12 protein-coding genes are annotated in these 12,691 nt (G+C 34.3%); 3 read left to right on the forward strand and 9 right to left on the reverse strand.

Annotation, left to right across the window (positions count from 1 at the left end):
• Nucleotides 1–641: 641 nt before the first annotated feature.
• Entirely contained in the window at nucleotides 642–1,136 is a 495-nt protein-coding gene (locus EKL95_RS00005; protein WP_126463278.1) for an RNA polymerase sigma factor, read from the forward strand.
• 5 nt (nucleotides 1,137–1,141) lie between these two features.
• Entirely contained in the window at nucleotides 1,142–1,747 is a 606-nt protein-coding gene (locus tag EKL95_RS00010) for a hypothetical protein (RefSeq protein ID WP_126563285.1), read from the forward strand.
• 24 nt (nucleotides 1,748–1,771) lie between these two features.
• Here EKL95_RS00010 and EKL95_RS00015 read toward each other — a convergent pair whose 3' ends face one another.
• Both EKL95_RS00015 and EKL95_RS00020 read right to left on the reverse strand, forming a co-directional pair.
• Complete coding sequence (locus EKL95_RS00015; protein WP_126563286.1) at nucleotides 1,772–2,581, reverse strand: lysophospholipid acyltransferase family protein; 810 nt, start codon at nucleotides 2,579–2,581, stop codon at nucleotides 1,772–1,774.
• Between the two features lie 137 nt (nucleotides 2,582–2,718).
• Nucleotides 2,719–3,360 (reverse strand): NUDIX hydrolase, encoded by a 642-nt coding sequence (locus EKL95_RS00020; protein ID WP_126563287.1) that lies wholly within the window; start codon nucleotides 3,358–3,360, stop codon nucleotides 2,719–2,721.
• Nucleotides 3,361–3,453: 93 nt separating this feature from the next.
• Here EKL95_RS00020 and EKL95_RS00025 point away from each other — a divergent pair, with 93 nt between their 5' ends.
• Entirely contained in the window at nucleotides 3,454–3,894 is a 441-nt protein-coding gene (locus tag EKL95_RS00025) for a DUF4268 domain-containing protein (protein WP_126456341.1), read from the forward strand.
• A gap of 31 nt (nucleotides 3,895–3,925) precedes the next feature.
• Here the strand turns inward: EKL95_RS00025 and EKL95_RS00030 are convergent, their stop codons facing one another.
• The 7 genes from EKL95_RS00030 to EKL95_RS00060 all read right to left on the reverse strand — a co-directional run bounded on the left by EKL95_RS00030 (nucleotide 3,926) and on the right by EKL95_RS00060 (nucleotide 12,641).
• Nucleotides 3,926–4,330, reverse strand: coding sequence for a hypothetical protein (locus EKL95_RS00030; RefSeq protein ID WP_126556195.1), 405 nt, complete (start codon nucleotides 4,328–4,330; stop codon nucleotides 3,926–3,928).
• Between the two features lie 3 nt (nucleotides 4,331–4,333).
• Nucleotides 4,334–5,278, reverse strand: coding sequence for an NAD(P)H-dependent flavin oxidoreductase (locus EKL95_RS00035; RefSeq protein ID WP_126563288.1), 945 nt, complete (start codon nucleotides 5,276–5,278; stop codon nucleotides 4,334–4,336).
• Between the two features lie 14 nt (nucleotides 5,279–5,292).
• A complete protein-coding gene (locus EKL95_RS00040) occupies nucleotides 5,293–6,906 on the reverse strand; it encodes a S8 family peptidase (RefSeq protein WP_126563289.1) in 1,614 nt (537 codons plus the stop codon).
• Nucleotides 6,907–7,009: 103 nt separating this feature from the next.
• Nucleotides 7,010–8,197, reverse strand: coding sequence for a tRNA 2-thiouridine(34) synthase MnmA (mnmA, locus tag EKL95_RS00045; RefSeq protein WP_126456348.1), 1,188 nt, complete (start codon nucleotides 8,195–8,197; stop codon nucleotides 7,010–7,012).
• Nucleotides 8,198–8,270: 73 nt separating this feature from the next.
• Nucleotides 8,271–8,984: a toxin-antitoxin system YwqK family antitoxin gene (locus tag EKL95_RS00050; RefSeq protein WP_233589353.1), complete on the reverse strand. Its 714-nt coding sequence runs from the start codon at nucleotides 8,982–8,984 to the stop codon at nucleotides 8,271–8,273.
• Between the two features lie 84 nt (nucleotides 8,985–9,068).
• Entirely contained in the window at nucleotides 9,069–10,973 is a 1,905-nt protein-coding gene (gene yidC / locus EKL95_RS00055) for a membrane protein insertase YidC (protein WP_126563290.1), read from the reverse strand.
• Nucleotides 10,974–11,027: 54 nt separating this feature from the next.
• Nucleotides 11,028–12,641, reverse strand: coding sequence for a CTP synthase (locus tag EKL95_RS00060; protein ID WP_126556181.1), 1,614 nt, complete (start codon nucleotides 12,639–12,641; stop codon nucleotides 11,028–11,030).
• Nucleotides 12,642–12,691 lie beyond the last annotated feature (50 nt).

The following is a 12,691-nucleotide window of genomic DNA, read 5'->3' on the forward strand; positions in this document are numbered from 1 at the left end:
AAGCTTTATCAAATCTTTTTTTGAAAATAAATTTTCCTTTTGATCTAAGTAACTTGCCAGTATTTTAAAGAACTTCTGCGCCATTGCGGGTGCAAAACTACACCCTTTATTCGCTTTTACAAGCTTTTTAATCCCTTTTTTTTGACCTTTTCTTAACTTTTTCTTTAACTAGCTGATATCTCGTTTTTTGAAGATCAAAGTTTTTTCTTCTCCACATCTAGATTCAAAAGAAAGGATGACTTTATCTACAAATTTTAGGGGTTCTGCAGCCTTAACTAGTGTAAAATTGCCTTTCCTGTTTATTAAATCTTTAAAAATTCATGCTTTATTGCACTCAGCAATTCACTTTGCGTATTCAAGATAGCATCCCTAACTAGCATTCGAACAAAAAATCCGGTTTAACTCTTTCTTTTCAAACAGAAATCATGCTAAATCATTTCGGTAAACATCATCAAAAAGAACTATTTGCACGATACCTTATATATAAGGAGTACCTATCAATATATTCTCTCCATACTTTTAGAAGATAAATGACGCAAAAGCACTGCAAAACGAATAGTATCAAAAAAGGAACACTGTTGTGCTTCAAAAAAAAAGCACTACTTTGTAACAAAAACCACTATTGACTTACTAACGTATATATGAGTGATAATTTAGAACATTCTTTTGTAATGCAGTTGCAAGAAAATCAGAATATAATCCACAAGATTTGTAGGTTGTATACTAATGGCGATGATGCACACAAGGATTTGTTTCAGGAAATTACGATTCAGCTGTGGAAGGCTTTTCCAAAATTCAGAGGTGACAGCAAATTTTCTACTTGGGCGTATCGAGTTGCTTTAAATACAGCAATTACTTTATACCGAAAAACAAAACGATCCATAAACACCATAGAATTTGAAGGACGACAACATTTCCTGAATGACGTGGAATATGATTATGAAGAAGAGGAGCAATTAAAATTAATGTACAAAGCGGTTTACCAGCTGAATGATATTGAAAAAGCATTGATATTTATGTATCTGGAAGATAAGGATTATCAGGAAATATCAGAAACATTAGGAATTAGCGAGGTAAATGCCCGGGTAAAAATGAATAGAATAAAAGGGAAATTAAAAAAAATATTAAATCCGTAAGGAATATGAAAGAGCTGGATTTATTAAAAAAAGACTGGCAGAAGAATGATAATTCTTTTGCGCAAGTATCCGAAACCGAGATTTACAAAATGATTCATAGAAAATCGTCTTCGATTGTGAAATGGATATTTATTATTAGCATCATTGAATTTATAGTGTTAAACACTTTAAGTTTTTTGCTGCCTGATGATAAAATAAGTAAATCTGAATCCATTGAAATTTCCATAACTGTATTAGATTATTTAAGTTACAGTGTAGCATTATTCTTCATGTACTTATTCTATAAAAATTATCGTTCTATTTCAGTCACTTCGAATACTAAAAAACTGATGGAATGCATTTTAAATACCCGGAAAACAGTCCGATACTACATAGGATATAATTTGTTACTTGTGTTTTTTGTTGCTGTACTTTTACTATCCTATGAAATTCAAATTAAGTCTGCAACGACCAATGACGATGGAGTAAGAATATTTTTTACTTGTATTCTTATGCTATTGTTTATCCTTATTTTAGTAGGTATGGTATGGCTGTTTTATCAATTGATTTATGGAATTTTACTAAAAAAATTGAATAGAAATTATGCAGAATTAAAGAAAATTGATTTATAAAAAAAGAGGCTTTTGCCTCTTTTTTTAATATTCCCATTTTCTAAATTTATTCAACTCTTCTTGCTCTTTAATATCTTCAGCAGGAATAACTTTAAGGAACGAAGGATGCTGCTCAATAGCAAATTCTACTTTTTCGACTATCTCATCAACTGTATCATTGTCATAATCAATATCTAAGGGCTCTTTGATAATGAACGATTGCAGAATTCCTTTCTTTTTCATCCGAAACCCTTTTTTATCAAATGAACGACGAAAACCATCTATAACAATAGGCACCACAATAGGCCTGTGTTGTTTGATAATATGGGCCGTTCCTTTACGAACTGGTTTAAAAGATTTTGTTGTTCCTTGCGGAAAAGTAATTACCCATCCGTCATTTAAGGCTGTTTTTATGTTTTCAGTATCATCCGGGTTAATTTCTTTTTTCTCCTGGACATCAACTCCTTTAGCACGCCAAGTCCGCTCTACAGAAATTGCTCCGGCATACGCCATAATTCTTGGTAACAATCCCGCCTGCATGGTTTCTTTGGCAGCAACATAATAAATATTCATTTTGGGTTGCCACAGATAGCAGACATTCTTAATAGTATCTTCTCGTCCGCTCAAACTTGCGTTAAAAACATGAAACATAGCTACTACATCTGCAAAATAAGTTTGATGATTGGAAATAAACAGCACGTTAGTGTCCGGTAAATTTCTGATAATTTCTGACCCTTCAATTTGCAATTCATTGAATCCTCTATAGCGTCTGTGAGTCACGACACCAAAAATCCGAATTAACCATTTTTTTATAAATAATACATGACCAAAAGGATTTCTCTTAAATAATCCCATAAAATTGTGTGTGTTTTTTTAAATTCTAAATACAAACTTACGAAAATTATATTTGAAGTTGAGTACTGAAGTACACAGAAAAAAATTGAACATGACAGCCAATTAATTGCTCTTTTCAATTCCTAAACAAAACTATTTTAGCGTAAAACTTCCTTTAACACATCTTTCAATTCGCTCAATATCATCGCTGTAGCTCCCCAAATAATGTGTTCTTCAATTTTGAAAGCCGGTACATTTATATCATTCGCATAAGAAGTTGACAATTTTGCTTCAATTACAATTGCATCGCTTAAAAAAGTTGACAACGGTATTTCGATAATACTGGCTACTTCAGCAGGTTCCAGTACAAATACAAGTTCTTCTTTACTAATTCCCAAAAAAGGATACACCATAAAATTACTTGGCGGAATATAAATTTGAGTAAATGGTTTAATAATTTCAATTTTATCTGGATGGATCCCTACTTCTTCATGTGTTTCACGTAAGGCTGTAATTGCATAATTCCCATCCTGTAATTCATACTTGCCTCCTGGAAATGCAATTTGTGCTGAATGAACTCCTTTATACGAGTTCCTCACAATTAAAACGAAATGAGCACTGTCCTTTTTAGGATAAAAAAGCATCATCACTGCTGCTATTCTTGGATTTTCAGCCTCTATAGTACTCTTTTTCAAGCTTTCCAATCGCTCTAGTGGCGCCATTTTGATATGTGCGTCAAATGCAGGAAGCCCAGCATTAATTAATTTAGGAACAAACCGTAAAAATTCTTGAAAATCCATAATCAAAGTCTATTTTTGTACACTGAAATTTAATATAAATATAGTTTAGAAAATGTGCTTGAGCAAATTTTCCAGGATCAAAAAGCCCCTAAAATGTACAGTAAAGAAGAGACCCAAAGATTAAAGCGAGAATTCTGGATTGCATTTGCAGAAAAATATCCCAGAAAATGGGTCTTATATGATACTAAGATTAAAGATTTCTCCTTTAAATTTTACGTAGACAATAAAAAAGCGCAAGTTTTAATAGATATTGAACATCGAAGTGACGAAAAAAGAATGGCTTATTTTGAAAAATTCGAAGCGTTAAAAAACATTCTTGAAGAAGAATTTATCAAAGATTTGATTTTTGAAAAAGACTACACTCTGGAAAGCGGAAAAACAATTAGCCGCATTTGGGTTGAAAAACTGGGTGTGGGAGTTAGCAATAAAAACTATTGGAATGAAATCTTTGATTTTTACAACGAAAAGATGAATGCTGTAGAATTATTTTATTTAGAATATGATGGTTTCATCAAAGACATCGAAAAGCTTTAAAGGAACAAAATCTAATACGATAATTCACTATTTACATATTGAAAATATTATAAACTATTATCCGATTGTCATAATTGATATAGAGCTGTTTCCTGTTATTTTGTTTTTTTCTGGTTATGATTGAGACGGTACAATCGACCCCTTCATTGTCTTTACAGGTAAATGAATACACAATATCAGTCTCATTTTCTTCGATGGGTTGATACTCGATTATTTCAAATAATTGAATGATTTGAGAATAAACTACAATCCTGTTTTTATCCGTATCCAAAGTAACACGGAGATTGACCAGCTGTAAATCTGACCACTTATCCCCTTTTTCTTTTTTTTCTAAAACACTAAATCCTGATGTTTTAAACGTATAGCTTTGTCCATAAGAAGTATGCAACCCTATGACCAAAAAAAACAATATCTTGTATATTTTTGTCTTTGTCATTGTTTAAAAATTGAAATTCAACACTTCCATTTTTGCCAATTCAAAATCGGATATCATTTCCTGAACAATTTCTCCCGCTGGCTTTATTGCGTGAATAATACCTGCTATTTGACCAATTTCTAATTCTCCTTCAATTACATCACCCTCAAACATCCCGCGTTTTGCTCTAGCTCTTCCTAATAAGGTAACAATTTCCTCTTTTGTAGGGCCACTTTCATACAAATGCTGTACGTCTTGATAGAATTTATTTTTAATCAATCGTACCGGAGCCAGTTCTTTTAAAGTCAATTGTGTATCGCCTTCCTTCACCTTTACGATGATTTCCTTAAAATTATCATGAGCGGATGATTCGATAGACGCTGCAAATCTGCTTCCAACCTGAACGCCATCTGCACCAAGAACCATTACGGCTAACATTGCATGGCCTGTGGCAATTCCGCCGGCAGCAATCAACGGAATCTTTATTTTTTCTTTAACCATAGGGATCAACGCAAGGGTCGTAGTTTCTTCTCTCCCATTATGTCCTCCAGCTTCAAAACCTTCGGCAACAACGGCATCGACACCCGCATCTTGTGCTTTTAACGCAAATACAGAACTGCTGACTACATGCACTACCGTTATGCCATTTTTTTTTAAATATGAAGTCCACGTTTTAGGGTTTCCTGCTGATGTAAAAACAATTTTTACTTCTTCTTCAACAATAATTTTCATTATTTCTTCAATGTTTGGATACAACATAGGAACATTTACTCCAAAAGGTTTTGAAGTCGCTTTTTTACATTTCTGAATGTGTTCTCTCAAAACTTCAGGATACATGGAGCCTGCTCCAATTAATCCTAAACCTCCGGCATTACTGACGGCACTTGCTAATTTATATCCGCTGTTCCAAATCATTCCACCTTGAATGATTGGGTATTTTATTTTGAAAAGGGCTGTAATTTTGTTCATGTGCTCCTACTGTATTATTGTTTCATTATTTTTCCCGTTTTAGAAAAACCAACGGATTCCATTTTATAAAAGTACATTCCTTTCTCCAATGTTTTTAAGGAAATAGTTGCGGATTGAGGAGTTACTTTTTGTTCTAAAATTTTTTGGCCTAAAAGAGTATAAATAAAAACGGTACCCATTTCAAATTTTGAAGGTAAAGAAACCGAAACAAAATCGCTTGTCGGATTGGGATAAATAATAAAATCATCTTTCGAAAAAGAAGCTATGGACAATTGATTGCTTAGCGCCAAATTAAAATCGGGGATTCCATATCCGTACTGATTATTTGGTACTGAAAATTTATCGGATGATTTGAGTACTAATTCTCTAATTTCCCTATTAGTTTTTTTAGGAAATGCCTGCCACAAACACGCTACCATTCCTGCCATAATTGGACTGGAAAAAGAAGTTCCGCTTGCCGTTACAATATTTCCAGCTGCATCTGAAACTACTGCTGCTTGTCCTTGTGCCATTACATCCGGTTTTATTCTTCCGTCAAAAGAAGGACCTATTGAACTGAAAGAAGTTATTACTTCAGAGGAATTTACTGCACCAACTGCAATTACTGAAACAGCATCTGCCGGAACAGCAATATGAGGATTTGAGGAACTTCCTGAATTACCGGCCGATGTCACTAAAACCATTCCTCGGCTAAATGCAATTTCAGCTCCTCGAGACATAAATGCAGTTGTGCCATTCATTTCGGCATACGTATGATTGTAGGCCTGATTCTCAAAATCAAAATAACCCAAAGAGGTGTTAATAATATCGACCCCTAAACTATCTGCTTTTTCTGTTGCTTCAACCCAAAGTGATTCTTCCACAGGATTTTCAAAAGTATCGTCTTCCGTAATAAATAAATAATAAGAGGCATCCGGTGCCGTTCCTACAAGAGCATTTTCTTTATAACCGCCCATTGTAGAAAGTACAGAAGTTCCATGAAAAGAACCGGTATAAAAATTTGGATTTCGTAATACAAAATTATAACCTCCTAAAATCTGACTGTTATTTCTTAATCTTTCAAAAGGAAGTATGGTATTTACACCCGGAAATCCGGCATCCATAACGGCAATTATTTTTCCTGATCCAGTATAATTCTGCTGATGCAACAGGTGCCCATTGAGCATCCGTATTTGAGTTGAAGAAGATCCGTAAGCGTAATCAATTTTGGTTTTACTAGTCTTGTTCTCTTTTTTTACCTTAATTGATTTTGCGGTTTTATCTTTTTGATTTAACGATTTGTCTGCAAAATCAACTTTATCTACAAAAGAAAATAGGGCTAATGACTGTATCGCCACCTGTTCTCCTCTAACATGAATGGCATTCATCCATTTAGATTTTGCCATAACAGTAATTCCCGATGTAGATTTTACTTGATTAACATAGGAGGCTTCTACCGGAATATCTTTAAAATCTAAGGCAATATTTTGATTGGATCTTCTGTCCAATGCTCTTTGAGAAAGCATTTCCAGTGGTGAATCAACATAGAATTGAGAATTGGGCTTGGCATTAAAATACACCCAAGCATCCTGTTGTGAAAAACCCACAGTAGCAATGAATAGAAAAAAGAATAAATAGAATTTTCTCATAGGTAACTATATTGTTAAGATATAAAGATATAGCTTCCAATGAAATTAAATGGCAATTGAAACTACGGTTTTTCTTGAAATCATACTAAAATAAAGTACTAAACTAAGAAATAACTCCTGAACCAACTAATTCATCCCCTAAATACCACGCGGCAAATTGTCCTTCGGTTATTGCCGACTGCGGTTCGTTAAAGTCCACGTACATTTCATTTTCAAACTGATGCAAAGTAGCCCTTTGCAACGGTTGCCTGTAGCGTATTCTTGCCATCACCTCCATCGTTCCTCCATTGGCCAAAGCCAAATCTTTACGAATCCAATGTACTTCTTCTTTTTCAATACGCAATGCTTTCTTGAATAATCCGGGATGTTGACTTGATAATCCGGTATATATCGTATTGGTTTCTACATTCGTGGCTATAATAAACAAGGGATCCGTTGTGCCTCCTACATTTAATCCTTTTCGTTGTCCAATAGTAAAATAATGAGCCCCTTGATGTTTCCCCACTATTTTCCCCATTTGTGGCGTGTACGGAATTTTTCTTGCTGCTGATTTTAAATCCGCTTCTACACTTAGGCCTACATGATTTTCAGCACTGTAAACAGGATCATTTTTATCTATTTGGATAATAATTCCGTCTTTGGGTTGCAATTTTTGTTGTAAAAATTCAGGCAAACGCACTTTTCCAATAAAACACAAGCCTTGTGAGTCTTTCTTTTCGGCAGTTATCAACTCCATTTGGGCAGCAATTTCACGTACTTCCGGTTTAGTTAATTCGCCAATAGGAAATAAGGATTTTGCTAATTGCTCTTGGGATAATTGACACAAGAAATAGGATTGATCTTTATTGGTATCAGCACCGGCTTTAAGTTGATACACGGTTTCGCCATTCACTTTGATTTCACTTTTTTGACAATAATGCCCCGTTGCAACATAATCAGCACCAAGACTCAAAGCAATTTTCATGAAAACTTCAAATTTTATTTCCCGATTACAAAGCACATCGGGATTTGGAGTACGTCCTTTTTCATATTCATTGAACATGTAGTCTACGATTTTTTCTTGGTATTCAACACTTAAATCTACTGTTTGAAATGGAATTCCAAGTTTTTCGGCAACTAACAATGCATCATTACTGTCCTCCAGCCATGGGCATTCATTAGAAATAGTGACTGAATCGTCATGCCAATTCTTCATAAAAAGACCAATAACTTCATACCCTTGTTGCTGCAACAAATAAGCAGCAACACTTGAATCTACTCCTCCGGAAAGTCCTACAACTACACGCTTCATCTTCAAAAAATTAAAATTTTATAAGGGTGCAAAGTTACAAAAAGATTTACAACAGTAATGGCTAACGATACCGTTAATTATTTTTTGATTTTGTGGCATTTTCTGTAAAGCTCATATTGATTTCTTTGACTACTTTTCCTTTTTCAAAAAACTGCCATATACCCGCTTTCTTTCCATTTACAAAGTGTCCTTTAGAGACTGTATTCCCGTTGGAATCTCTAAAGATTGCTAAACCGTTATAAAGGTCGTTCTTGAAAACAGACTCTTCCAACACGATTCCTTTTTCAGTATATTTTTTATAAAAGCCATTTTTTAAATTATTTATATAATTGATTTCTTCGGCAATTTTTCCACTTAAATAAAATACGGTACGCAAACCTTCAAGTTTTCCTTTACTATAGTGTTCCGTTGTCATTATATTTTTTGAGGCCAAATGGTAATAGTTCCATTGACCCTCAAATACTTTATTGATCACTTTTCCTTCACTTACTTTATTCTTGTTTTGGTCGTAAAAAATAGTAAACGCTGCATTGTCTTTTGGATTAAATTCTCGAGTTGCAATTAGCGATTTTGCTCTGGTATCATCAAAAAAATTAAAAATACCAATTTCTTTTCCGTGCTCAAAAGTTCCTTCATATCGAGGTCGTTTTGAGGTTTCATGTACCCCTTTCCAAACTCCGTGTTTTTTCCCTTTTGCATCTAATACATTAAAATCAGTTTGTGCATAAAGAAAAAACACATTCAAAAACATCAAAACCAATATTCTTTTTTTGTAATATGTTTTCATAATTACTTTTTTTAGTACCGAATTCAGGTCACTTAAATTAATCTAATAAAAAAGCTCTCAATATTTGAGAGCTTTTTTTATGCATTATTTTTTCTTTTGTTGTGCTTTTTGAGCTTCGGCTTGTTCCATCACTTCTTGCAGTTTTTTCTGGAATTTACCTTGCTTTTTGGGCTCTTTCAATTTATTCTCTTGAATTTGAGTATGAATCTTATCACTATCGATAAAGTATCGTTTGATGACAATCATAATTCCAATGGTAATCAAATTCGAAATAAAGTTATACAAACTCAATCCCGCACCATAACTATTAAAGAAAAACAACATCATGATTGGCGACACGTATATCATAATTTTCATCATTTTTGCCATATCCGGCATTCCTTCTTGCTGCGGAGCAGCCATTTGCTGGTCTCCAGAAGTCATTTTCATGTAAAAGAAAATAGCAATCGAAGCCAGAATAGGAAACAAACTGATGTGATTTCCGTAAAACGGAATATAGAAAGGCAAACGGATTACTTCATCAAAAGACGATAAATCATCCGCCCAAAGGAAACTTTTTTGTCTTAACTCAAATGCCGATGGGAAAAACTGAAACGAAGCATACATAAATGGCAGCTGAATCAATGCTGGAATACAACCTGCCATAGGATTTACTCCCGCTTTGTTATACAACTTCATTGTTTCCTGTTGTTTCTTCATAGGGTCTTTTTTGAATTTTTCACCCAATTCTGTTATTTCAGGACGCAATACTTTCATCTTAGCCTGTGACAAGAACGATTTAAAAGTAATCGGCGACATTGCTATTTTTATCAAAATTGTAAAAATAATTATCGCAATTCCATAAGAAATATAAGAACTTAAAAAGGCAAATAATGGAATAAAGATAAACTTATTTATCCACCCAAAAATTCCCCAACCCAGTGAAATAATTTTTTCCAGATTTTGATCGTATGAGTGTAATGTCTTATAATCTGTTGGACCAAAATACCAACTCATTTTGTGATCTAATTCGCCATTAGTAAATGCTAATGGGATGTTAGCATTAAATTGTTTTGTAAAAGTAGTATCCACTTTGTCATCCAGAACTAAATTAGTTGACTTTAATTTAGCCGTTTCAAAAGGGGTTTTTGTTAATAGAATCGTAGAGAAAAAGTGCTGTTTGTAAGCGATAAAAGTAGCTTTATCCAAGTCAGATTCTTCTGTTTGACCTAAACCGGCATAATCAATTTTCCCGTCTTCGTGTTCAAAATAGATTTCAGTGTAGCGATTTTCATAAGAAACACTTTTCTCATTTCTGTAGGTTTTTAAATCCCACTCTAAATCTACTGGTTTGGCGGTATTCAATACTTTATTCAACCCTTGGGAACGAATGTCAAAACCAATCATATATTCGTTTGGTTTCAACACGTATTTGTATTCCAAGAATTCATTAGCTCCCGCTTTCAATTTCATGGATAATATTTGATCTGCTCCAACTTTTGTCAAGGTCGGTTCAAAATACAAGTCTTTTGAATTTAAAGTACGGTTATCACTAGTCAGCAATTGTACATTTAAATTGGCATTATTGTCTTTGATCAATTGCACTAATTGTCCTGAACCTTTCTTGAATTTTTCAAATTTTTTCAAAGTAGCCTCCACAATATAGCCTCCTTTATTGGCTATTTTTAGCATAACCAATTCGTTTTCAATAGTTGTAAAGCCTGCTTTTGCTGAAGGTAATGTTGCAGAATAGGCAAAATTCCCTAAGGTTTTTTGCAACTGCGCCAGTTGAGTTGAATCTCCGGTTGCAGCAACCTCAATTGTTGCTTTTGCAACCGTTTTAGCTTCTAACTCTTTCGCTTTAGCTTCCTGAATCACCAATTCTTTTTGTGCTTTTTCAGCGGCAATTACTTTCTCATCAGGTTGATTTTGATACATGATAAAAATCAAAATACCAAAAATTAATACAAAACCTATGATCGAATTGAGGTCAAATTTTTTTTGTTCCATTATAATTAAAAAAAGTTATAAATTTTAGGTTTACTGAAACCCAATCGTTTTTAGTTATTTTTTCTTTGCCTGAACGGCTGCTGCCACAAAATTCACAAAAATAGGATGCGGATTTGCAACCGTACTCTTGTATTCCGGATGGTATTGCACGCCAATAAAAAACGGATGATCTTCTATTTCTATAATTTCTACCAATCCCGTATCAGGGTTTACACCTGAAGCCATCAATCCGGCATTTTCTAATGGAGCAACGTATTTACTGTTGTACTCATAGCGGTGACGGTGGCGTTCTGAAATGGTTTCTTTTCCGTAAATTTTATAGGCTAATGTATCTTTTTTGATGTCGCATTTCCATGCACCAAGACGCATTGTTCCGCCCTTATCCGTGATAGTTTTTTGCTCTTCCATGAGGTTTACTACCGGATAAGCGGTGTGTTCATTCATTTCAGTTGAATTAGCATCTTTATAACCCAACATATTTCTTGAATATTCTATGATGGCCATTTGCATCCCCAAACAAATTCCGAAAAACGGCACTTTATTCTCACGGGCATATTGCACTGCTGCAATTTTTCCTTCAATTCCTCTTTCTCCAAAACCTGGAGCAACCAGAATTCCGTCTAAACCTGAGAATTTTTCCTGTATATTATTCGCATCAATGTGTTCTGAATGAATCGAAATCACATTTACCTTTGTTTCATTAGCTGCACCGGCATGGATAAATGCTTCCAAAATAGATTTGTAACAATCCTGCATTTCTACATATTTTCCTATCAAACCTATATTCACGGTATGCTTTGGATTTTTTAATCGGCGTAAAAAAGTATTCCAGTTTTTTAAATCCGGAGCCGCTTTTTTAGGTAAATCTAATTTTTTTAACGCCACAACATCAAGTCCTTCTTCCAGCATTAAATTCGGCACTTCATAAATCGTGGAAGCATCAATAGACTGAATAACAGCTTCTCTTTTTACATTACAAAACAAAGCCAGTTTATTGCGTAATTCTTCAGAAATTTCGTGTTCCGTTCTGCACACTAAAATATCTGCTTTTATTCCGCTTTCCATCAAGGTTTTTACGGAATGCTGGGTTGGTTTTGTTTTCAACTCTCCCGCGGCAGCTAAATAAGGAACCAGAGTAAGGTGAATTACAATCCCATTATGCTCTCCTAATTCCCAAACTAATTGACGAACAGATTCTATGTAAGGTAAGGATTCAATGTCTCCTACTGTACCCCCAATTTCAGTGATGACAATATCATAATCGCCGGAATTTCCAAGCAACTGCATTCTTTCCTTGATTTCATTGGTGATATGAGGAACTACTTGTACTGTTTTTCCTAAAAACTCTCCTCTTCTTTCCTTTTCAATAACCGAAAGATAAATTCTTCCTGTAGTCACATTATTCGCCTGAGAAGTAGGAACATTCAAAAAACGCTCGTAATGCCCTAAATCCAAATCCGTTTCGGCACCATCATCAGTCACATAACATTCTCCATGTTCATAAGGATTTAATGTCCCTGGATCTACATTAATGTATGGGTCAAACTTTTGGATGGTTGTACGGTATCCTCTAGCTTGTAACAATTTTGCCAAAGATGCTGCAATGATTCCTTTCCCTAAAGAAGAAGTCACACCGCCAGTAACAAAAATATATTTCGTTTGATTCATTCTGTTGTTATTTGTATTGTAGTTGTGTAAAAAACGTGGCAAAAGTACAA

The organism is Flavobacterium sp. LB2P53 (assembly GCF_003970305.1).
Lineage (GTDB): Bacteria > Bacteroidota > Bacteroidia > Flavobacteriales > Flavobacteriaceae > Flavobacterium.